At 51.4% G+C, this 22,700-nt stretch carries 25 protein-coding genes and 2 pseudogenes; 5 read left to right on the plus strand and 22 right to left on the minus strand.

Features of this window, described 5'->3' with window-relative positions; genetic code table 11:
• Window positions 1-270 precede the first annotated feature (270 nt).
• On the plus strand, window positions 271-882 hold the full coding sequence (locus AAIG11_RS08160; protein WP_343185754.1) for a superoxide dismutase: 612 nt from the start codon (window positions 271-273) through the stop codon (window positions 880-882).
• Window positions 883-1,087: 205 nt separating this feature from the next.
• Window positions 1,088-1,303 (plus strand): annotated as a pseudogene (locus AAIG11_RS08165) (GyrI-like domain-containing protein); the annotation flags it as partial.
• A 10-nt stretch (window positions 1,304-1,313) separates the two neighbouring features.
• Here the strand turns inward: AAIG11_RS08165 and AAIG11_RS08170 are convergent.
• The 14 genes from AAIG11_RS08170 to AAIG11_RS08235 form a co-directional block, all read right to left on the minus strand.
• Window positions 1,314-1,946 carry a cyclase family protein gene (locus AAIG11_RS08170; RefSeq protein ID WP_343185755.1) on the minus strand — a complete coding sequence of 211 codons (633 nt, stop codon included), beginning with the start codon at window positions 1,944-1,946 and terminating at the stop codon, window positions 1,314-1,316.
• The gene (gene zwf, locus AAIG11_RS08175; protein WP_343185756.1) at window positions 1,946-3,412 is read right to left on the minus strand and encodes a glucose-6-phosphate dehydrogenase; all 1,467 of its coding nucleotides are present in this window, start codon (window positions 3,410-3,412) and stop codon (window positions 1,946-1,948) included. The genes AAIG11_RS08170 and zwf overlap by 1 nt, the downstream gene beginning before the upstream one ends.
• Window positions 3,412-4,317 carry a phosphogluconate dehydrogenase (NAD(+)-dependent, decarboxylating) gene (gene gnd, locus AAIG11_RS08180; protein WP_343185757.1) on the minus strand — a complete coding sequence of 302 codons (906 nt, stop codon included), beginning with the start codon at window positions 4,315-4,317 and terminating at the stop codon, window positions 3,412-3,414. Before gnd ends, zwf begins: the two co-directional genes overlap by 1 nt.
• A gap of 113 nt (window positions 4,318-4,430) precedes the next feature.
• Window positions 4,431-5,855, minus strand: a complete 1,425-nt coding sequence (locus AAIG11_RS08185) for a dihydrolipoyl dehydrogenase family protein (protein ID WP_343185758.1) — start codon at window positions 5,853-5,855, stop codon at window positions 4,431-4,433.
• A gap of 80 nt (window positions 5,856-5,935) precedes the next feature.
• Entirely contained in the window at window positions 5,936-6,940 is a 1,005-nt protein-coding gene (locus AAIG11_RS08190) for an ABC transporter ATP-binding protein (RefSeq protein WP_343185759.1), read from the minus strand.
• A gap of 12 nt (window positions 6,941-6,952) precedes the next feature.
• Window positions 6,953-8,650, minus strand: a complete 1,698-nt coding sequence (locus tag AAIG11_RS08195) for an ABC transporter permease (RefSeq protein WP_343185760.1) — start codon at window positions 8,648-8,650, stop codon at window positions 6,953-6,955.
• Entirely contained in the window at window positions 8,650-9,915 is a 1,266-nt protein-coding gene (locus tag AAIG11_RS08200; protein ID WP_343185761.1) for an ABC transporter substrate-binding protein, read from the minus strand. Before AAIG11_RS08200 ends, AAIG11_RS08195 begins: the two co-directional genes overlap by 1 nt.
• A 96-nt stretch (window positions 9,916-10,011) precedes the next feature.
• A complete protein-coding gene (locus AAIG11_RS08205) occupies window positions 10,012-10,620 on the minus strand; it encodes a CDP-alcohol phosphatidyltransferase family protein (RefSeq protein ID WP_343185762.1) in 609 nt (202 codons plus the stop codon).
• Window positions 10,613-11,302 (minus strand): TVP38/TMEM64 family protein, encoded by a 690-nt coding sequence (locus AAIG11_RS08210; protein ID WP_343185763.1) that lies wholly within the window; start codon window positions 11,300-11,302, stop codon window positions 10,613-10,615. The genes AAIG11_RS08205 and AAIG11_RS08210 overlap by 8 nt, the downstream gene beginning before the upstream one ends.
• Before the next feature lie 33 nt (window positions 11,303-11,335).
• Window positions 11,336-11,926, minus strand: a complete 591-nt coding sequence (locus AAIG11_RS08215) for a TetR/AcrR family transcriptional regulator (RefSeq protein WP_343185764.1) — start codon at window positions 11,924-11,926, stop codon at window positions 11,336-11,338.
• Between the two features lie 19 nt (window positions 11,927-11,945).
• The gene (locus AAIG11_RS08220) at window positions 11,946-13,097 is read right to left on the minus strand and encodes a DUF3179 domain-containing protein (protein ID WP_343185765.1); all 1,152 of its coding nucleotides are present in this window, start codon (window positions 13,095-13,097) and stop codon (window positions 11,946-11,948) included.
• Between the two features lie 26 nt (window positions 13,098-13,123).
• A complete protein-coding gene (locus AAIG11_RS08225; RefSeq protein ID WP_343185766.1) occupies window positions 13,124-13,375 on the minus strand; it encodes a hypothetical protein in 252 nt (83 codons plus the stop codon).
• 18 nt (window positions 13,376-13,393) lie between these two features.
• Window positions 13,394-13,870 carry a glycine/sarcosine/betaine reductase selenoprotein B family protein gene (locus AAIG11_RS08230; RefSeq protein WP_343185767.1) on the minus strand — a complete coding sequence of 159 codons (477 nt, stop codon included), beginning with the start codon at window positions 13,868-13,870 and terminating at the stop codon, window positions 13,394-13,396.
• 159 nt (window positions 13,871-14,029) lie between these two features.
• Window positions 14,030-14,575 (minus strand): heterodisulfide reductase-related iron-sulfur binding cluster, encoded by a 546-nt coding sequence (locus AAIG11_RS08235; protein ID WP_343185768.1) that lies wholly within the window; start codon window positions 14,573-14,575, stop codon window positions 14,030-14,032.
• 18 nt (window positions 14,576-14,593) lie between these two features.
• Here AAIG11_RS08235 and AAIG11_RS08240 point away from each other — a divergent pair, with 18 nt between their 5' ends.
• On the plus strand, window positions 14,594-14,761 hold the full coding sequence (locus AAIG11_RS08240) for a hypothetical protein (RefSeq protein WP_343185769.1): 168 nt from the start codon (window positions 14,594-14,596) through the stop codon (window positions 14,759-14,761).
• On the opposite strand, the pseudogene AAIG11_RS18180 reads toward AAIG11_RS08240, so the two are convergent.
• Window positions 14,711-14,887: pseudogene (locus tag AAIG11_RS18180) on the minus strand ((Fe-S)-binding protein); the annotation flags it as partial. The gene AAIG11_RS08240 and the pseudogene AAIG11_RS18180 overlap by 51 nt on opposite strands.
• A gap of 366 nt (window positions 14,888-15,253) precedes the next feature.
• Here AAIG11_RS18180 and AAIG11_RS08245 point away from each other — a divergent pair.
• A complete protein-coding gene (locus tag AAIG11_RS08245) occupies window positions 15,254-16,654 on the plus strand; it encodes a rhodanese-like domain-containing protein (protein WP_343185770.1) in 1,401 nt (466 codons plus the stop codon).
• A gap of 12 nt (window positions 16,655-16,666) precedes the next feature.
• On the plus strand, window positions 16,667-17,089 hold the full coding sequence (locus AAIG11_RS08250; RefSeq protein WP_343185771.1) for a hypothetical protein: 423 nt from the start codon (window positions 16,667-16,669) through the stop codon (window positions 17,087-17,089).
• Window positions 17,090-17,124: 35 nt separating this feature from the next.
• On the opposite strand, the gene AAIG11_RS08255 is transcribed toward AAIG11_RS08250, so the two are convergent.
• From AAIG11_RS08255 to AAIG11_RS08285, 7 genes are all read right to left on the minus strand, one after another.
• Window positions 17,125-17,421, minus strand: a complete 297-nt coding sequence (locus AAIG11_RS08255; RefSeq protein ID WP_343185772.1) for a hypothetical protein — start codon at window positions 17,419-17,421, stop codon at window positions 17,125-17,127.
• A gap of 324 nt (window positions 17,422-17,745) precedes the next feature.
• Window positions 17,746-18,669, minus strand: a complete 924-nt coding sequence (locus AAIG11_RS08260; RefSeq protein ID WP_343185773.1) for a permease — start codon at window positions 18,667-18,669, stop codon at window positions 17,746-17,748.
• Between the two features lie 211 nt (window positions 18,670-18,880).
• A complete protein-coding gene (locus AAIG11_RS08265) occupies window positions 18,881-19,378 on the minus strand; it encodes a MarR family winged helix-turn-helix transcriptional regulator (protein ID WP_343185774.1) in 498 nt (165 codons plus the stop codon).
• 153 nt (window positions 19,379-19,531) lie between these two features.
• Window positions 19,532-20,068, minus strand: a complete 537-nt coding sequence (locus AAIG11_RS08270) for a GNAT family N-acetyltransferase (RefSeq protein ID WP_343185775.1) — start codon at window positions 20,066-20,068, stop codon at window positions 19,532-19,534.
• A 125-nt stretch (window positions 20,069-20,193) separates the two neighbouring features.
• Window positions 20,194-20,931 carry a ZIP family metal transporter gene (locus AAIG11_RS08275; RefSeq protein WP_343185913.1) on the minus strand — a complete coding sequence of 246 codons (738 nt, stop codon included), beginning with the start codon at window positions 20,929-20,931 and terminating at the stop codon, window positions 20,194-20,196.
• A gap of 227 nt (window positions 20,932-21,158) precedes the next feature.
• On the minus strand, window positions 21,159-22,403 hold the full coding sequence (locus AAIG11_RS08280) for a DUF438 domain-containing protein (protein WP_343185776.1): 1,245 nt from the start codon (window positions 22,401-22,403) through the stop codon (window positions 21,159-21,161).
• Entirely contained in the window at window positions 22,396-22,632 is a 237-nt protein-coding gene (locus tag AAIG11_RS08285) for a DUF1858 domain-containing protein (RefSeq protein ID WP_343185914.1), read from the minus strand. The genes AAIG11_RS08280 and AAIG11_RS08285 overlap by 8 nt, the downstream gene beginning before the upstream one ends.
• Between the last annotated feature and the right edge of the window lie 68 nt (window positions 22,633-22,700).

The following is a 22,700-nucleotide window of genomic DNA, read 5'->3' on the forward strand; positions in this document are numbered from 1 at the left end:
GCCACTATCCTTGATAATAGAGGATAGGAATACCCTTTCTCAAAGCAATATCACCCCTCAAAACTGATTCTAAGCGCAAAAAAGCCATGTTTCATCTCTAAAACATGACTTTTTCGACAACCTCAAGTCCGGAAGACATTACCGGACTTTTTTGATTGTTTTTATATAAAATGATTATCATTCCCATTTATGGATATAATACTAATATGTGAGTAGACGGGATTCCCCGTAGAATAAACCCATTAACCGAGAATCAAAAGGAGGATACAGATGACTTATCAACTACCTAAGTTACCTTACGATTACAATGCACTGGAACCACACATTGATTCATTAACCATGGAAACTCACCATTCCAAGCATCATCAAGCCTATGTCACCAAACTGAATGAAGCGCTGGAAGGGCATGAAAACTGGCAACAACTGGAAATCAAGGAGTTGGTTGCCCGTTTAAGCGAACTCCCCGAATCCGTTCGCACTGCAGTGCGGAACAATGGCGGCGGTCATTATAACCACTCCCTGTTCTGGGAGCTCATGTCACCCTCTCCCAAAACCGAACCCACTGGAAAACTGGCAGCTAAGATCAATGAAGTCTTTGGCAGTCTGGAAAGCTTCAAGGAAAAGTTTAAACAGGCGGCACTGGGCCGGTTTGGCAGCGGCTGGGCGTGGCTGGTTCTTGACAACGGCCAGCTGGCAGTGGTTTCCACCGCCAACCAGGACAACCCGGTTACCGAAGGCAAAGAAGTGCTCATGGGCATTGATGTCTGGGAGCATGCTTATTATCTGAAGTATATGAACAAACGCCCTGACTATGTGGATGCCTGGTGGTCAGTGCTTGATTGGAAAAAAGTGGAAGAGCGTTTTGAGGCCCTTTCCAAATAGTGTCACCGGTTCGAACTGCTATGACACATGACTGATAAACCCCCAATGCTTAAATGCACTGGGGGTTTGTTGTGACCGCCGCTTTTCAACTTATCTATTGTCATGGTAAAGTAGAAAGATGCCAGCGAACAGGCTGAGATAGCACCGAATCCTTCCTCTCATTTCGGTGCATGAAATGAAAGACTCACTGACCGCTGGTAAGTTTGAGGAATACACCGTTCCCGCGGCCACTTGGGCTGTTTTCTCAGGCGAAGGCACTGGCCGCTCCATTCAGGAGCTGGAGAAGCGTATTATCACCGACTGGCTGCCCACCTCAGGGTATGAGTATGCCAACGCCCCGGACATCGAGGTGTATCTTGATCCAAATCCTGAGAACACAAAGTATGAGGTATGGATTCCCGTTCAGAAAAAAAATGACTAACCGGAACATCTCAAGGCTCCAGCAACAAAGCTCTCACCGGAGATGCTTCAGCCCCCTTGATCTTTAGAGGCACCGCCACCAGGAGGTAATCTCCCGGTGGCACCGCTGCCAGACGAAGGCCTTCAAGAATTAAAATCCCGTTTCCCAGTAGTGTTTTATGGGTCATGCGATCTGGCTGATCCCGCTCAATACCCAGGGAATCAATGCCGACCCCCGTCACGCCTAACTCTTTAAGGTAGGCAGCGCCTGACCTTTCCAGGTAGACAAATTCAAAGTCGAATGTTTCGTGAAAAGAGTTGCGTGTTTTGAGTAAAACGAACTTTCCCGATGAGATCTCTTTTTTTTCCAGATCCTGTTGTGTGATTCCACCCGCTGCTTCTGTCAGATCCACCACCTGACAAGGCGTGACCACTTGTTCTAAACGAAGGTCATTCAGTGTCTCCCCTCCTGGAATCATATGCAGCGGCATATCCAGATGGGTGCCGGTATGCATTCCCAGGGTCACTGTTGTTTCATAGGCTTCGCTTGCTGTAAAGTCCCGGGTGACTTGAATCCGGGGCTTGTTTTCTTCCCGGTTTTTATAGACCATCATATTTTCAGAGATTTCCATGCTGATATCGATGATTGTGCCTGGCCACTTCATCACTTTTCCTCCTTTTCTTCCAATGCTGATGCATGTTTCAACCGCTCCTCATAGGCTGGGCCTTGCGATCCTTTCGGGTAGGATTTCACCGCTTCAGGATGTGCTGCTGCCCATGATATCAGTTGGTCAATCCATATCCACGAGGCTTCCACTTCATCCCAATGGGTAAAGGAGCTTTGATCTCCCTTCATGGCGTCCAGCAACAGTTTTTCGTATGCCTCGGGTGTATTGGTACCCGCCAGGCAGTTCTGGCAGAAATCCATGTTGACAGCCATCAGTTTGTTCAAAGTTCCCGGTTCTTTTGTGTTGAAAGACAAGACAACGCCTTCCTGAGGCTGTATCTGTATGATGAGCCGATTCGGCGCAAGCTGCTGCTGGGTTTGCCTGAGGCTCCACGATCCCATGGGCAGCTTGTACTGGATCATGATGCCAGCTGTTTTTTCTGCCAGCGCTTTCCCTGTGATCAGGAAAAAGGGCACGCCCTCCCAACGGGGATGATCCAGAAAAACTTTCAGGGCTGCGAAGGTTTCTGTCGTGGAATCCGGTGCCACTTTCAGTTCGTTGTGATACCTTTCATACTGCCCCAGCACCAACCTGTTTTCCATCTCTTCCGTTTCAAACGGTACCAGACTTCGAAGAATTTTCACTTTTTCAGCCCGAAGATTTTCAGCCGTCAGATAATCCGGCATCTCCATAGCCGTCAGTGCCAGCATCTGCAGCATATGGTTTTGAACCATATCCCGTAGCGCTCCAGCCTGGTCGTAATAAGCGCCCCGGGTACCCACCCCCTCCATTTCTGTTGAAATAATCTGCACATGATCAATGTGGTCTGCATTCCAAGTTGGTTCAAAAATCTGGTTGGCCGCACGGATGGTCATCAGGTTTTGCACCATTTCCTTGACCAGATAATGATCAATCCGAAAAAGCTCTTCTTCCTCAAAAACCATCCTCAATGTCTGATTAAGTTCTCTGGCAGAGGCGGCATCCCGCCCAAAGGGCTTTTCAATCATCATGCGCTGCCATCCATACTTTCGGTTAACGATTCCATGGTTTTTCAGATGCTGCACAATGGTTCCAAAATATTCAGGTGAGACCGCCATGTAGAAAAGTCGATTCCCACTGCTTTCTGTCTTTTCTCCAAGAGTGTCCAATTTCTTTTTCAGCGACTCATACTGATCTCCCTGATCAAACTCAAGGGACTGGTAGTGGAATCTGCCTGCCAGCTTGTTCCAGACAGATTCCTCAAAGGTTTGACGGGTATGGGCTTCAGCCTGCTGCCTGACAGATGCCACGTATTCATCAGTATTGTGTTTTTTTCGGGCAACCGCCACCACTCCGAAAGCTTTAGGGAGCAACTCTTTTGCTTCCAGATGGTAAAGGGCTGGCACCAGTTTTCGACTGGTCAGGTCTCCGGTGGCACCAAAGATCACCATCAGGCAGTTCATTGCTCCCGCATCCTGCACCATTAGGTTTCCTCCTTTTTCACCGTTGCATGGCCGCCAAACTGGTTTCTCAGACCAGCCACCACTTTTCCGGAAAAAGTGTCTGCCTGTTGAGACCGGTAACGAGTGAACAGTGAAGCGGCAATGACGGGCACCGGTACAGACAGGTCAAGGGCTTCCTGCACGCTCCAGAGGCCTTCGCCGGATGCGTGGACAACCCCTTTGATGGAGGCCAGATCCGGGTCTTCCTGAAAGGCTTTCTGTGTCAGATCCATTAACCAGCCCCGAATCACTGATCCATGACGCCACACCTCTGCCACCTGGGCATAATCCACATCAAAAGGGCTTTCCTTAAGAATTTCAAACCCTTCTCCGATGGCCTGCATCATCCCATATTCAATCCCGTTGTGGATCATTTTCACATAATGACCGGCACCTTCCGGGCCCACATGGGCCAATCCGCCAGGCACACAAAGATCCCTCAGCACCTCTTCCAACTGGCCGTAATCCTCATCACTGCCCCCCACCATCATGCAGGCTCCATGCCGGGCACCTTCAATACCACCGCTGGTGCCAATGTCCATAAAATGAATCCCTTTTCCCTTCAGCTCACCGGCCCGGCGCAGGGTATCCCGGTAATGGGAGTTACCGCCATCAATCACCAGGTCGCCTGCTGCCAGCAAGGGCGTCAGGTCCGCCAACACTGCGTCCACCGCCGCTCCTGCTGACACCATGATCCAGATCCTCCGGGGATGGTCCAGCTGCTTCACCAGATTCTCCAAAGAGTCAGTTCCCTTAATGCCTTCTGCCTGAAGGGCTTTCACTTTATCGAGGCTCCGGTTATAGCCGATCACGCTCTGACCCCGCTCTTGCATGTTCAGGGCCAGCTGGAACCCCATTTTTCCCAGACCAATTAATCCGATCTTCATGTGAACATCCTCCTTCTCCGATATAGAATAGATCTTCATTCATTTTTGACCGACAGTACGGTGATAACTGTTGACAGTCGTGTGGCAAAATCAGTGATGCGTCACAAACAGGTTTATGGTAAAAACAACCTTTGAAACAGTTTTTTCTGCCAGGGCTTAAACGAATCTTTTAACTGGGTCAATGCCGCTCCTCCAAAAATTTCCGATTTGCTGGGATAGGCATAGATGATGTTCATGAAATCCGACACTTTCAACTTCTTCACAATGGCCAGGGAGGCCAGGGAAATCATCTCTCCCGCCTGTTCGCAGACCAGCGTGGCGCCGATGACCCGCTTTTTTCGGTCCAGCACCAGCTTCAGGAATCCCTCCCGGTCATCCTCGATGACGGCCCTGTCCACCTCCCGGAAAGGATGGGTGATGACCGACCCCAGGAGGCCGGCTTCTTTGGCGGTTTCTTCCGTGTAACCGGCGTGGGCCGCCTGGGGGCTGGTGTAGGTGGTCCAGACCACATGGCGGTAATCCACTTTTTTCTTCAGGGGCAAAAACAGGTTCCGCACCACAATCCCCGCCTGGTATCCGGCCATGTGGGTGAACTGATAGGGGCCTGCAATATCACCGCAAGCGTAAATATGAGGCTGGCTGGTTTGCAGGGCTTCGTTCACCACCACAAACCCCCGCCGGTCCGTTTTCACAGCGGCAGCCTCCAGGCCCATGCCTGTCGAAGCCGGCTGGCGGCCCAGGGCGATGAGGAAGGTATCTCCTTCGAGGATCGATGGTATATCTTTTTTGGTTTCCTTCAATGAAAGACTGATCCGGCTCTCTTCCTGGGAAACACCGGTGATGTCACGGCCATAGAGGAACCGGATGCCGTCGGCTTCCAGTTTTCTGGCCATGATCTCGCCCACCTCCGGTTCATCTTTCTTGAACAGCCCATGACCACGAAGAATGACTGTTACCCTGGAACCCAGGTGAACAAATGCCTGGCCAATCTCCATGGCGATGGGGCCGGCCCCCCAGATCATCAGGTGCTCCGGCAGTTTTTTTAGGGAGAACAGTGTTTCATTGGTGAGATAGCTCACCTTATCCAGTCCTTCCAGTTTTGGAACCTGAGGACCGGAACCGGCTGCAATCACAATTCTTTTTCCTGTCAGAACCCGGTCCCCCGCCTGGACCGTATGCGCATCCAGCAACCTGCCATGAGACTGGATCACTTCCACTCCCATGGACTGGAAACGTTCCACTGAATCGTGGGGGGCAATTTCTTCGATGACCCGATGGACCCGGTTCATGACTTTTTCAAGGTTCACAGGCGCCTGGGTACCGTCCAGTCCCATTTTTTTGGACTGCCTGATCCAGTTTGCCAGATGGGCACTGGCCAGGAGGGATTTGCTGGGCACACACCCGGTGTTGAGGCAGTCGCCCCCCATTTCATTCCCTTCAAGCAGGGCCACTTTTGCCCCCAGGGCGGCGGCACCCCCTGCCGTCACCAGCCCGGCGCTCCCGCCGCCGATGACGATGACATGGTATTCGTATGACATGAGTACAACTCCTCTCTCCCCGGTTCTTCAACCCAGTCTGATAGTCAATGCTGGCCACAGCTATTGACAGCTGGAGGCAGTCAGGAAACTATCAGATAAATCCGTCTCGGCAACTCTATTTCCACTGTCTGACCGACACTCAGGTCACCATGGAAATTGTCATCAATCCAAAGGGGGATGTCATCCACCAACACTTTCACCCTTCGGCTTTTTCCCATGTATCGTATGTCAGTGACTCGTCCGCCTGCATCCCCTGGCGTCATGACAATCCCACGTTCTGGAATCAGTCCCGTGGCCGGGCCTTCAGGGATGCCTTCTGCGGGGAAACGCCCCAAAGCACAGTGAAAAACCTCTTGGGCAACAGATCCCTCCACCAGATTCCCAGCTTCCATGAAACGGGCAGTTGCCCTCTTTTTCGGTCGTTCATAGAGCTCTTTGGGGGTGCCCGACTCCAGCACCTTTCCCTCTTTCAGCAACAGTATTTCATCGGATAACTGCAGGGCTTCTGTCACATCATGGGTGACAAAAATAACCGTCAGGTTCATCTGGCGCTGCAGCGTCTTCACCTGTTGGCCAAGTTCACGACGAAGGGAAGGGTCCAGGCTGGAAAAGGGTTCATCCATCAACACCAAAGAACTTCCAGGTGCCAGGGCTCTGGCAATGGAAACTCGCTGCTGCTGCCCCCCGGAAAGGGTTCCCGGCATTCGGCACTCCAATTCACTGATTTGAAGCACTGCCAATAACGCCTTCACTTGTTCCCCGATTTTTCCCCTGTCCCAGCCAACTGTTTCCAGCCCAAAGGCGATGTTCTGGTATACCGTTAAATGGGGAAAGAGCAGGGGCTGCTGAAAAATCATGGGGATTCTGCGCCCCTCTGCCGGAACCGCTGTCACATCCCGGCCCTCCAGGAGAATGCGGCCCTCCTCCGGCTTTTCAAGCCCGGCAATCAGCTTCAGCAGGGTGGTTTTACCCGTTCCAGAATCTCCCAGTATGGTATGGAAGCACCCCTTCGGCGTTCGGAAGCTGACAGATTGGATGACTGGCTGCCTATTCAGTTTTTTTGACACATTCACCAGCTCAAGCATGGGCAGCCTCCTTTAAAACAGGTAGTCGGTGTTGGACGAACTTCGGCGAACCCAGCCATCGGCCAGGTAAAACAGGCTCAGGTGAATGGCCAGGAACAGGGTACCCATGACAGCACCAGTCCCCCATTGACTGCCGGTCAGGGCTGGGTACATGAGCATGGAAAAAGTGAGCACATTGCCTCCCCCCAGCAATAACACAGAAAAGAGCTCTGAAAAAGACAGTAAAAACCCGATGCAGAAGGAAAAAAAGACACCGGGCACCATCAAGGGCAGCAGCACTTTCCGATGATAGTAAATGGTGCTGCAACCCAGGGTTTTGGCTGTTTCTTCCAACTCGCTGCCAATTCCTTTCTGGTAGGCTGTCAGGATTGCCGTGGCATAGGGAAGGCTGATGATCACGTGTGCTGTCAGGACAGCGGCTCCGGTGTTGGCCAGGGAAAGCCGCAGCATCACCAGGTGGAGGCTGAGCATCAGCACCACCGCCGGCACATACAGGGGCAGGGAAATCAGCGCAAACCATGTCAGGGAAACGGATGGCTCCATCCGGGACAGGCTTCGTGCCGTCACCAGGCCCAAAAGTGTGGTGATGAGGCCGGTGAGGAAGGCCAGCCGGACACTGGTGTAAAGCCCTGGCAGGAACAGGGCATTGCGCCCCAGGGTGTTTTCCCAGAATTGCAGGGAAAAACCCCTGGGAATCAGTTCCGGAAAGGGAATGGCTGCAAAGAAGGAAAAGAGGATGACGTAGCCCATGGGCAAAAGCCACAAAACCGAGATCAGCATCAGGCCCACGGAACCCACACTGATGAACCCCGGCGGGGTGTCCTTCCCCTTGTCTGAAGCGGGAAAACCCCGAAAAGTCGTGGTGCTTTTCAGCAGCCAGTTAAGCAGGCTCAGGTACAAGCCAGCGGCGGATGCGCCAAGGACCAGCATCACCATTCCCTGGGCCATGGCTTCGTAATAACTGGAAAGACCGGGGCGCAGGTACAGGCTGTAGAGGCTGGCTGACAAGGGACGGGGAGAAAAGGCACTCATCAGATGGGGAACCTCAAAGGATCCCAGGGCATAAGCAAAATGCACCAGGCAGCTCCACAGAATGACCCGGCGGCATAATGGCAGGTAAATTGCAAACAGCTGCCGCAGCCGTCCGGCACCCAGGGTGCGGGCAACACCCCGGTACTGGCGGTTGATGCGGGTCATCACCGTCAGGGTCATGAGGGCGACGAAGGGAATCCCCTTAAAGGCGTAGACCCAGATCATGCCCACCCCGGCAGCATCAAAGATCAGCGGTGGAAAAGACCCCGGACTGTCAATGACACCCAGGGCCAGGGCCAGTCTTGACAACAGGCCGGCCTGGCCCAGCAGCAGGAACGCCAGAAAAACCACGTACAGGTAGGGAAGCACCAGGCCTGCCTGCATCACCCGTTCCGACAGGCGGCGCAGCAGCCTTGTTTCGCTGGTGGCAATGGCATAGGCTGTCAGGGTTCCCGCCACCGCAGCCAGCAGGGAGGCGGCAACCGCCAGGTAGAGGCTGTAGAAGGCGTTCATCCAAAACCCGGACTGGCTCAGCAGGGTCCGGTAGTGGACCAGCGTCAGGGCGTCCCCTGAATCGCCGGAATCAGTGAGACTGGTGATGAACATGAGCACCAGCCCTCCCGCCACCATAAGGATCAGGGTCATAACAGGAAGCAGTCTTCGGATGTTTCGGTTCATCAGCGTCCCCCCACTTCCTCCTGCCAGATTTCTTTGATCCAGTCAATGGTTTGGGCATGCATTTCAGGCACCCGGGAAGCGGCCAGCATTTCCAGGGAAGGCATCCCCGGCTGGTATTCAATGGCGGCCAGTTCCTGCTGCAGTTCAGCTGTCAGTCGGGAGGGATCAATGGCGGGCATATCCCCCCATACCTCCGGGTTGTACTTGTGCAGCTGGGCTTCCGGACTTTGGAGAAAATCGATGACCAGCAGGGCGCCCGCCTTTTCAGGGGCGTTGAATGGCACCGCCAGGTAATGGGAGTTGCCAATGCTGCCACTGTCAAAAATCAGGGTTTCCACGGTTTCCGGAAAGACCCCTTCCCGGATGAGCCCCAGCACCTTGCCCACTTCAAAGCCCATGGAAAAGGCGGTCTCCCCGTTTCGGAAAAAATCATCCAGCTGGGCCTGGGAGGCGGGATAGGCCTTCCCCTGGCGCCAGAGATGGGGTTGCAGCTCCCGGAAATAGTCCATGACCGGCTGAGAAATCTCATGAATTTCTTCCCGGCTCATTTCCCGGGTGAGTTCCTCCTCTGTCAGGTCAGTGAGCTCATAATAGGCGGACCGGATGAAGGCGGCCCCGGCAAAATCATCCACCGGGTTGGGGTAGGTAAATCTTCCCGGGTTCTCCCTGGCCCAGTCCAGAAGCTCTCCATAACCGCGGGGCGGCTCTGGAATGCGGGCGCTGTCGTAGGCCATGATCAGTTGGGCACGGCCCCAGAGGGCTTCAAACCCGCCGATGGGCACCCCGGTGTCAAAATGAAGGTCCGAGGATTCCGGGTTCATGTAAGCCTGCTGGTTGGGCAGCAGGTGGGTAAAAGGCCCCCAGAGGAGGTCGGCTTCCCGGGCTGTCCGAAAGTTTTCTCCGTTGATCCAGACCAGGTCTGCGGTTCCCCTGTTGAGGCCGCTGCGTTTCTCGTTGATGAACTTGGCCATGAATTCCGGTGCGTTCATGGGCACCCGGCGGAGGATGATTTGGTGTTGTTCCAGAAGCGCCGGTGCCACCCATTCGTCCATGTACCGGTTCACCTGGTCATTGCCGCCCCACATGACGATGGTGACGGTGGTGCCTTCTCCGGATGCCATCACTTCTTCCCAGTTGTCCGGCTGAAATACTTCCGGCGAGGCCTCCGGAACAGGGGACGCGCAGCCGGCAAGAAAGAACACAAACAGGAGCAGCCATAGAACCAGCTTGTTTCTTTTAAGGTGATGCCGATTAGATCCTTTCATCGAATCACTTACCCCCCCAGTTCTTGCAGTACTTTTTCTTACGGCTTCTAATTAATCTTCTTTTGGTCTTTCCATCAATTTACCATCAGTCTTTCATCAAGCTTTATCAAATTTTGAAGAGTTCTCCTCATGCCGGATCAGACGGTAAAACCGCCGGATGCCTGTGGCAAACATCAGGGCGTTGAAGGCCATTAAGAGGCCGAACCGGCCGGCCGGCCAGAGGATCATGGCGGTGAACAGAAGAAATGTCTCCGTCCGTTCTAAAATCCCCGGGTCATAGTGCATGCTTTTCTCGCCCTTGTTGGGAAACAGGGCTCCAGCGGCCAGAAAGGTGGAAAAATTAAAAATAACTCCTACAAAAAACAACAGGTGAGCCAGGGCATGCTCCGGTGCAATGGCATAAAAGCCCAGGATCACTGCCGCTTCCACCATCCGGTCCAAGATCAGGTCCATGAGAGCCCCGGTGGCGGAAACCCTGCCGCTGAGACGTGCCACAGTGCCGTCCAGCACATCCATGATGCCGGAAAGCCACAGCAGCCCCAAGGCCATCACCATCCACTGCCGGCTGACGAAGAACCCGGCAGCCAGGCCGGCGATGAATGCGGCAAGGGTAATCTGGACAGGGGTGAAGCCTGCCTGGTGCAGGTTTTTTCCCGTCCGGTCGAAAAGAGGTTGTACCCGGTGACGCAGTCTGGTATCAATCATCGGCAAGTCCTTCCTGTCTTTTACGGATCTGGCCTGGGATCAATGACACAAAAACAAAGAACACCGCTCCGATTCCCAGGTAAAACAGGACCCGTCCAGGATCCCCTTCCCCGGCGACCACGGATCCGGCCATGAAATTGTAGGCGGCAATACCGGGAATCATGCACACCCAGGACACCACTACATAGGTACCCAGGGAAATGCGGGTTAATCCGTAGGCAAAATTCTGCAGATTAAAGGGGAACAGGGGCACCATTCGTGTCACCATGAGCATCCGCCACCCCTGTTTTTCCACACCTCTGTCGATTCGCTGGAAGGTTTCGTTTTCATCCAGCCAGTTTTCCACCATCTTCCGGGCGGCGTAGCGGGCAGTGAGAAAGGCAGCGGCCGCACCCAGGGTGGAACCAATTGAAGTATAGACCGTTCCCCAGATAGGCCCGAAAGCAAGGGCACCCATGAGGGTCACGGCAAAACCGGGCAGCATCAGCAGGCAGGCGGCAATGTATATGAGGATGTAGACCACCGGCCCTGCCACACCGAAACCGGCAACCCAGTCCCGGAGGAGGGTGGCATTTTCCAGTCGGATGAATTGACTAATCCCGGACATTCGGACGATAACTATCATAATGATCAGCACGCCTGCAATGATCAGCAGCCTGCGCTGGTTTTCCTGTTTTTTCATCGTTGGTGCCTCCCTTGGATGGATTAACTATATTCAGCTCTCCAGCAGCTGGTGCATCATTCCAGCAAACACATCCAGCGGGCGTCTGTTGCGGCTGGATTTCATCCGCAGCATGGCTCCCTGAAAGCTGTTGACCAGGAACTCAGCCATTTGACGGCTGTCCGTGGCCAATGTGGATTCCTCTGACAGGCAATGGGCAATGTCCCCTGCAACAGCATCAAGTATTTCATCTGCTGTGGCTGCAATACGGTCGTTCAGGTCTCCCATCTCCTCTGAAAAGTTACCCACCAGGCATCCCATTTGGTAGTGAAAACCTTCCATCATTTGAATGTTGCCCAAAAAAAAGGCTTTGACCCGCTCTTGTGGGGGCATGGAAGGGTCTTTCAGCACCACTAGCAAGTGGTCCTTCAAGTGCTGGTGGTAGAAATGCAGGGCCTGAACCGCGTACTCCTCTTTACTTTCGAAGTAGTTATAAAAGGAGCCCTTGGGGATCCCCGCTGCATCTGCCAGCTCCTGGATGCCGGTACCGTGATAGCCCTGCCGGTAGATAATGTAAATGGTTTTTTCGATGATTTCGTTGCGTTTAAGCTGCTTTTTATCCAAAGTCAGCTGTGGGCTGGTCATACAATCCCTCCTGGCTATCTTATTCATACACATCTGTTTGCGGATGAAACGCAAACCATCCGAACCACATGACGTCATAGACATTGATCATGTCCAGTTGAGTACCCTCCAGGGGACCTTCCACAGCCGCTCCCCGTTCATTCCAAACTGATTGTGTCTGTTCATCAATGATACGGCCATTTTCAATCCTGAAGTTCAGTACCTGTTCTTCAATACCGCGATGGAATACCCGGCCTGTTTCCAGGGCCTCATCATAGAAGGCAGCCAGCGGCTCTTCTTCCACACTGAATTCCATTAATCCTTTAGATTTCAGGGATTCTTTCAGCACTGCAAAGGGGGTTTCGCTGATCCGGTTGGCCAGCACCACTTCCTTGGGGTTGAAACGGTCGTCCTGGTTCATGACCGGAAACATGAGCCGGTCGTTGTTGTAATAATCATCGCCACTCAGATAGGAGCCGTAGGGGTCCCGTTGATAATCCCGGATAAACCCGGTGTTTGTGGACAATACCCTTCCTTCCCCGTAGTATGCCTTCGCCAGGTGCCAGCGGGTCCAGATCACAGGAAATTCTTCCAGCCTTTCTCCCTTTGATTGTCCACTGACAGCCACACCCAGGATCTGGGGAATGTAGCTGGTGGTCGCCCGGTCGTACATCACCAGGTTGCTGTTCAGCAACTTGCCCGATGTGCCGTAGGTTGTCTCTCCCGCGGTCAACACCCCCCGGTATCCGATGGTGGATCCGGTCAGGGGGCAGTAGGTAATGCTTCGTTTTTCACCTTCGAAGGTTTCATTGACAATTTCATGCCAGACCAGAATACTCTGCGGGTACACATATACTCCTTCACTGCTTTCCACCACAAAGACCACGGCGAGATCTGACAGAAAACGATCCGCCTCTTCCATTGTCACATATTCGGGTGTTTCCAGGGGCGGAATGCCATCCATGGGAGGACCGCCGGCCTGGATGTTGGCAAAGAAATCATCCAGGGGTATGCCATCCTCAACTGCTGTGTCTCTCTGTGATGTTGACAGGCCACCTTCTTCAGTTTCAGCTCCACCTGACATTTCGTCAGATGCCGGGCTGCCGCACCCCGCCATACTGGTGATAGTAACCAACAGAATCATCAGACCCGATAATATCATCCCAAAATTTTTGCTGTTCCTGTTTCTCATAAGAACGCTCCTGTCTCCTGGCTTCTTCATTCATTTCCTTCCTTTGCAGGATCATACACCAGCAAACTCTCCGTTTCTCCTGTCAGGGCCACCTCAATGGCTTTTTTTAGAATGGCTGTTTGGGTATCCCGGTCACCGGCATGGCCAAATATGGTCCCCAGGGAATAGTTCACCTGGATGATCCTGGGCGGCCGCACAATTTTACCGATGTTGGGCAGGTTCATGAGGGAAACAGTTCGGATCCCTTTCTCTTCCATTTCCCGCTGGATCAGTCCCACGGACTGATGGCAGGTGTATCAGCCAGGTGTCAGGACTGCAATGTCCACCCCATCATCAAGCAGTATTTTTGCTGCTTCCGGTGCTGTTTCTTTCACCAGGGGGCCCACGTCCGGGATGTAGCCCATGAAGCTGATGTGATTGGCTGCCGCCGAATCCACATAACCCTCTGCCACGAGTTCTTCCAGTCGGTCCATGGGCAGGAGGCAGTTCACATCTGCCCGCACGTCGGTTTCATCATAATGGCCGTGTGTGATGGTGAGTTCACTTTTGGGGGTGTTTCTTGGAATCAGCCGGAAGCTGTGATCGCCATTCTTTGGTGTGAAGAGTTCTTGGTTTTTCAAGTGAACCCCGCCGGTGGTGACCAGGGCTACCCGGCATTTTTCACTTGGTTTGGTTACAGGCGCAATGACCGGGGCTGTCATGGGCCGGCCAATCTGAATTTCAAACAGTTTTGCCCGAATCCGTTCTTTATAGGTTAAACCGTCTTTTGCCATGTTTATTTCTCCCTTCAGTTACTGTTCAGGCTCCTGCTTGTCTCTGAAAAACATGAGCAGCTCGCATCGCATCCTGTATATATGACCAGTCGTCTTATATTGATATATTATACCCGGTCAATTTCCTTAATAACAACAACTTTCAATTTTATTTGAAATTTATTCTCTTTTGTGGCTGCTAGTGTTCCGGAAAGCCGCAGTTGACACCGGGCAGTGATGGGTTGCTCCTTGGATTTTTACCATGCCTGAAAATGAAGGCAGGCACTGCTGCTGCTTGCCTGTAATAAGTGCTGCTTCTGTCATAAACAAACGACGATTCTTCCATTTGGTAAGTAATGAGGCCGGCGAAAGAGAGACTGGGAAAGTGTTGCCAGTTTCTTTGGGAAAGATGAGGTCCAGCAAATGATACGAAGACTGTCCCCCTCTGTGGACGGCTTCCTGACAGCCTGCACAGTAAGTCATGACGGGATGCTTGTGAAAGCGGGAAGCTCGTTTGCGCAGAAAAGACACCGGTTCATTGACGGAAGAACCCATGAGTTCTCCCTGTCCACAGCAGAGGGTACGGCCATCTGATTCATTCACTTTCACAGGATTCACACCTAAGCGTGTCATCAGGTGTCTGGCTGACTGCTGCACCTCCGGGTATTGACGGGTAGCACAGGAGTCCTGCACATGACAAGTGACAGGGGCATTGCTGAATGACATCGTGTTTTCCGGGAGACCTTGTTCGGCCAAGCAGGTCCAAAGAGACATGACGTTAAGTTGAAGATTCCCCTGACGAAGAACCTGCAAACAGTTTTGGCAAGCAGTGATTATTTCGACTGCACCGGATTGGGCAATTTTATTTTCCAGGTGACGAAAGCGCTTTTGAAAAAGCAAGGGCTGTTTTAGATATCTAGTTGGCTTCCCGCAACACGTGAGAAGCAATCCCACAGGTTCGTCATAGATTGCTTGAATGTGTTGATAGACTAGAAGAGCTTGCTGAGGCCGACTGGCGGACAGGCTGCACCCTGGCATAAACAGTTTTCGTACAGAGTCGGAAGGGGAGAGCACTTTAGAAAACCAGGGAGAAAAACTGAGTGCTTGATGAAGTTTGATGCCAAGATGACTCACAGAGATCACTCCTTTTCATTGCTGGTAAACAGGGCCACTCCAAGGGTGTACCCTGACAATTATACCTTATTGAAAGGGGGTGAAAACCAGTTGTATGCATAAAATTCCTAAATTAAAAACAGGAAAATCATTAAAATATTCGATATGACTTCTGGGTAACCATGTGCTATGATTGTACTGCTCAAAACCTGAAGACTGAAATGATAGATAAACATTTATTTGTGTGACAGGTGGTTTTGCGGCAATCAAACTGTAAAGGATGAATGCTAAATGAATAGCAAAATAAAGATTTTGCTAGCCTTGATGCTGGCCTCGGTGCTGTTTTTCAGTGGATGTGGGGGTAACGATCCAGTTGAACCAGAACAGGAAACACAGCCGGAATCTGCTCCATCGGAAAATGTTGAGGCGGCAGAGGTGTCAAGCCTAACCACAGAAGAAGTGCAGGCCATTGTGGAAGCAGATGACTGGGTGCTTGTTGATACCCGTCTGAATGACGCGTACATAGGCTGGGCGCTGGAAGGTGTGTCACGGGGCGGCCACTTGCCCGGAGCTGTAGACTTTTCAGCTAACTGGTTGGTAACAGATCACCCAGAACTTGATGCGGCCTTGGAGAAAGCCCTGGATGAAAAGGGAATCACTCCTGATAAAAACATCCTTCTTTATGATGCCAATGGCACAGACGCCCAGGCAGTGAAGGGATACCTTGAAGGGAAAGGGTATGAAAACCTGTTTCTCTATGATGTGAAGGAATGGGCAGATGACCAGGGCCTTCCCATGGAAAGATATGCCAACTATCATCTCGTAGTGCCGGCCTATGTGGTCAACGAAATCATTGAAGGCAGAAAACCGGAAACCTTTGAAAATGCCGGCGAGATTAAGATCGTTGAAGCAAGCTGGGGCGAAGAGGAAACCTCTTATGCCAATGGCCACGTGCCCGGCAGTTTTCACATTAACACAGACCTGGTGGAGCCGCCGCCAGACTGGATGTTGGCAGATGCCGAAACCTTAACTGATTTTGCCCTGGAATATGGTTTTACTGTTGACGATACAGTGATTGTTACCAGTGAGTATCAGATGGCCGCCTACCGGGTAGCCGTCGTGCTTCGCTACATGGGTGTACAGGATGTGCGGGTGCTAAATGGCGGCCTGGGAGCCTGGATTGCTGCGGGCTACGAAGTGGAGACAGATCGGCATGATCCGGTGCCGGTGACCGATTTTGGGGCTGTGATTCCTGCCAACCCCGAACTGATCGTCACCATTGATGAACTGAAAAATGCCCTTGCCACTGATGACCAGTTTGTTTTAGTCGATAACCGCACCTGGGAAGAACACATTGGTGAAACATCAGGCTACAGCTACCATGACAAAGCTGGCCGTATTCCCGGAGCTGTCTTTGGACACGCTGGCTATGACGATGCCAATTCACTGCAGCATTTTCAAAATGTTGACATGACCATGCGTAATGGGGATGAAATCAAGGCGCTTTGGACAGGAGAAGGCATCAATTTGAACAAACATCTTTCCTTTATGTGCGGCAGTGGATGGCGGGCAGCAGAAGTGCTGTACTATGCACAGGTGATGGGGCTGGAAAACACCTCGCTGTACAGCGACGGGTGGATTGGCTGGAGCAATGATCCTTCCAACCCCGTGGAAACTGGCATTCCCCAATAAGGTGTGAGCAGCATGAAGCGACACATGAAGACATGGGTTTTATCACTGGCAATTGTCATTCAGGCAGGGTTGGTGGGGGGCATTGCTGCACTGCAGCGACTGACCAGGTTAAGGGCAGGCGTCATGCGCCACCTCTACCAGCGGCGCCTTCAATATGAGCAGACTTTCCTAACACCACAGTTTCTGTGGGGGCTTTCTTTTTTCAACATGGTCAGTGCCGGCCTGTGCCTACATCGGGCCCGCTGCCAGCATCGAAAGGAAGGCAGCGGTCGGGCAGTGACTTACTGGCTGATCGCCGGTGCGTTGAACTTATGGAATCTGTTTGTGATTCACGGCACAACCTTTAAGGATTTGCTGGCACACCCCTACTTTTTGCTGGCCTTCCACATTGTGTGGGTCATACAAGTCATAGTGGCAGTGATTACGGAACAATAGAAAAAAATCACTCTTTCGCTTATCCGATGATTGAATTATAACACCAACAGACTCTCCGGCTCTCCGTCAAGCGCACCCTCAACGGCTTTTTTGAGAATCTTTGTCTGTGCTTCCTCATCACCGGCGTGGCCAAAAATGGTCTCCAGGGAATAGCCCACATGGATCATCCGTGGCGGCCTTACAATTTTGCCGATATTAGGCAGGTTCATCAGAGTTACGGTTGAAATGACCGGTTCTGTCATGGGCCTGCCAATCTGAATTTCAAACAGCTTCGCACGAATCCGTTCCTTGTAGGTAAGCCCGTCTCTTGGCACTTCACCATCTCCTTCCACTTATGCATCCCTGACACACTCTTTTATTTGAATGAATCATCACAAATCATTTCTGGCTATGCATTTAATAGACGACTGGTCATCTATTATTCATTTAAAAAAATGCACCTCCTGTATTCAATTTATGTGCATCTTACCCCCCAGCTATCGTCTTTTATCGCTGCTGCAAAGACTTTTCGGATACTCAACGACCTATGATGTTATTGCAAGATGAACTTATTGGATGCCATGATGCCATTCATGAAAGGATTTTCAACTTAAGACAATGCCAAGGGTCCGAAAGGATATTCGTCGCCCTGGCCACAGGTGAATCATCATCCCGAACTATATCAAACGATAAAGATAGCCGGACACCACCGCCCCCACCAGGCTGTAAGCCAGGTACAGGAAAAATACTTTGCGTTTCACAATGGAATAAACGGCTGCCATGGCCGGTATGGAGGTGGCCGCACCGCCGATCATAAAGGCCAGGGCAGTTCCCTTGTCCATTCCCAAGTCCATGAGCCCTCTGATTACCGGCATGGCTGAAATGCTGCTGGCATAGGCAGGAATCCCCACCAGCGCTGCCAATAGAGGGCCGGCGTCGTTGCCACTGCCCAGCAACCCTGCCACCCACTCTACTGGTACGTACTGCACGATCAGCGCTTCCAGTACGAAGGCCATCAAAATGTATTTTCCAATGAAAATCCCCATAGTAATGGTGTTGATGATGAAGGACTTCATCATTTTTCCGTCCCATTTTCCATCAGGCTCCGATTCCTGTTGGCAGGATGATGTGCCACAGCCTTGTGTTCCCATGGAGTACCGCAATACCTCCGGTTCAATTCTGCCCGTTTTCATCAAATACCAGGTACTGTAGCCGGCCACAAGCCCTATGCCCAGAGTGGCCGTCAGACGGGCCACGGCCATTCCACCTCCCAACAGACTGTAAGTGAGTACAAAAGACTCAGGACTCATGAGGGGAGAAGTAATCCAGAAAGCCATGATGGGAGCCAGGGGAATTCCCGCCGCCAGCATGGCAGCAATGGCTGGAATGACACCACAGGAACAAAGCGGACTGAAGGCACCGGTGCCTGCAGCAACAGGAATGGAAACCAGTTCCCTTCCCCGAAAAGCTTTTTTGAAAGATTGCTCCAGCTTCAGGGTTTTAATCAGCGATGCCACCGAGATGCTTAATAAGAAGAATGGAAGAATGCTTTTGACTGCATTGACTGTAAATATCAGCACAAATAGAATGGTTTCATTCATGGAAAACGCTCCTTTTTTAATGTGTTTACATGTTTACTGTTTTTTCATGGAATCACGAGGACGTTCAACCTGCAGGTTCAGCCGATCTCTTGAAGGAGTGATCACATGAATGATTGAATTCATCTGGTTCAGGTAATCAATATGTTGTTTGGTGCATTTATTGTATTATGCAAATAAACAGCGTGATGACACTTTTCTAAATCTTTATCGCTCAACAGCAGTTGGGATTGGCTTCATCAAAGGCCTCCACCAATAGTGCCGCTGCCTGCAACACCTCCCGCACCCGACCTTCCGGCAGATTGGCTACAATTTTTCGATAGTAATCCTGAATCGATGCCTCCACTGTTTCAGCTGCTTCCTGACCTTTTTCTGTCAGACTCACCACCACCATTCGTCTGTCCTTTTCTTCCCGCATTCGCTCAATGTACCTGTCGCGCACCAGGTTGTTCACAATGCGTGTCATGGTGCTGGTGCGGGCATTGAGCTTTTCGCTCAGCTCATTCATGGTCAGGCGGGGGGTGCGTTTCAGCTGCGTGAGCACATAGGCCTGCGAGGTGGTGAAACCATGGGGCTTAATCTGATCACGTTCGAAAAGCTGCATCACCCGCACCAAATGCTGTACTGTCTGGCCCACTTCTTCCACACAGCAGTCAGTTGAAGTTTCACAGGTGCATTGGGTAGGTGCTCTTTGCCCGCTAACTGATTTCATGGTAACCTCCCCCTTTACTTATTTGTATCATGCAACTATTTGTGTGTCAATAGTTTTTTTATCTTTCCAATCAACACCACTGTTCTTTGTTTACATCAGGCGACACCCTGTGTGGATGCCTGGATTTGGTGGAGCCGCTTTGAAAATCCTGCCTTAGTCCAGTTTGAGTCCCATCGACATCAGGTCGTAATACTGTCCCTTTACCTTGAACTCCCGAGTGATAATGCCTTCCACCCGGAATCCTGTCTGATGATAAAGTCGAATGGCCCCCACATTATCGGTGCGTACCCGAAGATTAATTTTTCGGATGGTGCCCGTGCTTTTTGCCCAAATGATCAACCTTTCTAATAAAGCACTGCCTAATCCCTGTCCCCAAAATTCCCGCAGCACACTCATGCCAAATTCGCCTGCATGAGCAGTTCTGGGACGGTTGCCTCCCGTGAAATGGAGATTGCCGATGATGCGGTTCTCAGCTACTGCCACCAGGAACAGCGCGTTTGGCTGGCTGTTGACAGAGCGGATAAAATGGACCTCTTCTTTTTTCGTTATGTTCAGTTCCCCCGGCCCAAAGGTCAGGTTATCAGATTCCCGGCTAATCTGATTCATGTAGGCGATCAACGCTGCTGCATCCGCCTCCACAGCTTTCATGATATTCACCTTCTGGCCGCTTTTCAGGATGGCAGTGACCATGGTGTCCCTCCTTTGCCTTTGTCTCTTTGTCTGCACTTTTTTTTATTGCCATCGACTGAGGCTGCCTCTTCATGGAGACAGCCCTGATGTGATCATACAATCGATTGGTGGTGTTTTTGTTGCGTTTAAAGCAGGACGAATCCTATCAGCAATCCGGCAATAAGTCCGGCGTTGGCCATATGGCTGTGCATGCTGTTGGACTGGGGAATCAGTTCGTCATTGACAATATAGATCATGGCACCGGCAGCAAAAGCCAGAGAGCCGGCAATAAAAGCTTCTGAGATCCCAAAAACCAGCAACCCGATGGCAGTTCCAATGGGGGTCATCAGTCCTGCCCCCAGGGTGAACAAAATCACCTTCAGATTGGAAAGGCCGCCGGCTCTAAGAGGTCCGGCCACTGCCAGCCCTTCTGGAATATTATGAAGGCCTATGGCCAGTGCAATGACCATTCCCAGTTCCTGACTGGCCTCCAGCCCGGCTCCGATGGCCAGCCCTTCCGGCACGTTATGTAACGCAATGCCCATAAAAATCAGATAACCTGTTCGCAATACCGTTTGGCTATGAACCTTATCCGCGTCCACGTTCTCCACTTCCAGATCATCACTTTTTGACATGTGAGCATGGGGCATGAAGCTATCCAGCAGGAACATCATGCCGCACCCCAGCAGAAATCCCACCAGCGTCACCACCATGGAACCCATTTCCAGAGCTCCAGGCATTAATTCAAAAACAGAAACTGCCACCATGATTCCCCCTGCAAATCCCAAGAGAGCCGCCATGGTTTTTTTACCGGGAGTACCGAAGAACATGAGAATGATGGCGCCCAGCACCGTCGATGTGCCGGCAAAGAAACTGTAAATCATACTTTCCAATATCGTACACCTCCATTTTGTCAGCACAAGGGCTGTCGTTGATAGCAACGCCACGATGGACATGTGCATTCCTTCTCATTTATACCGTTGAAACCCATTTTTATTCAATGCAAGCGTGTTTTTTTGTTCTCAACATGCTGACAGACATACCCTTTTGAGTATGTCTGTCGAAAATGCTCACTATAACGGTTGATGAACCTTCTGGTTGATGAATGACATTAGAAGTCTTCCGACAACAGCCGTTTTTCACCCGAAATGGCCTGAATCGGCTTGATGTTCTGGGTCACTTCCAGCGTTCCCAGATATTCACCGGCATCGTTTCTCACCGCGAAGTAACGAATATAGATAAAGGCATCTCCCATGGAGATCCAGAAATCTTCATGCTCTTTTCGTCCACTTTTAAAAGCATCCAGAATGGCCTCCACCACATGGACACTGGCCGGCGGATGGCAGTTCTGTACCGTGCGGCCAATCACTGATTTGGTGCGGGGGAAAATCCGCTCTGCCGACTGGGAAAAATACTTCACCACATCATCCTGGTCAATAAATGTCATGTCAAAGGGGAGTGTGTTCAACATGCGGGTAAGTTCATCCACGCTGAAGAATCCGGTTTCCAGTCGTACCATGCCATCGGCAGCGGCCTCAGCAATTATTTCATTTCCTGATTCCCGGTCGGGTATCCATCGACTTTCAGGACTCACAATGCAATAACCGATTTCTTCACTGTCTTCAGCAATGGCCATCCATTCATCTTCAGTGAGCACATCCAGCAGCATAGGAACCATGATGCTTTCTTCCTTGACAATCATATCCAGCACTTTGGTGGTCATTTCTTCTGCAGCTTTCTTCAGTGCCTCACCTGTGGTTTCATCAGACTGAAGTAACACTTTGAAAGCCTTGATCAAGGTGCGGATTTCATCATCAACGCCCCACATCACCTTGGGAGGTGCGGTGATGCCATATTTTTCCATATAGGGAAAGAAGATGTTTTCTTTGCGGCTGTAATGCTTATCCAAATCCATGAGCAAGTTGACGTGTTCCAGCAGGCCATAACGCTCTTTCACCGTGGGTTGTGTCCCCAACTTGTGAATCATGGGAAGAATACTACCCTTGATGAGGTTCGTTACAGCAACGTTTTCTTCTTTAAGCACCCTGACAGGGTGTCCCGGCCTTTCCTCTTCCTGGGAGGCTGTGTGTACTTCTTCCACCGAGCCCTTAAAGATATCAGCATGAAGGTCACAGAGACGTTGCACCTCTTCAATGGGCATACCTTCAGCGATGAGCCCTGCTTCCATTTCGGAAATTTCACTGGCAGCCACGCCATCGATGAGACTGGCAAACTGTTGTTGCACCTGTGTGGGATCTTTTCCGTCGTGGAGCTGTAAAATGATTTCCTTCAGGGTTTTCTGGCGCTCCTGTCGATTGGATGCCTGTTTTCCACGGTTGTCAATGTGTTCACTCATTCATCATCGCCCCTTTCACCACTGTGTATCCACTTTTTTCCAGCACCTTTATCACCTGGTTCAGTTCAATCCCTCTCATGGCAGCAGCTTTCGGAATCGTCATAACGCGGGCAGCGGTGCACATCATCACCGGATTGTTGATGCTTTCAAACCCCAGAGACTTGAGTACATCCACCAGCTCCGGATGCTCACGGCACAAATCATAAACGCTTTGATCCAATGATAGCATACCCAATTTGATCCACCTCACGACATTTTTTCTGTTGATGAAGCTATCATATGCTTTCATCGCCTTCC

This window comes from Anoxynatronum sibiricum (assembly GCF_039414295.1).
Taxonomy (GTDB): Bacteria; Bacillota; Clostridia; order Peptostreptococcales; family Tindalliaceae; genus Anoxynatronum; species Anoxynatronum sibiricum.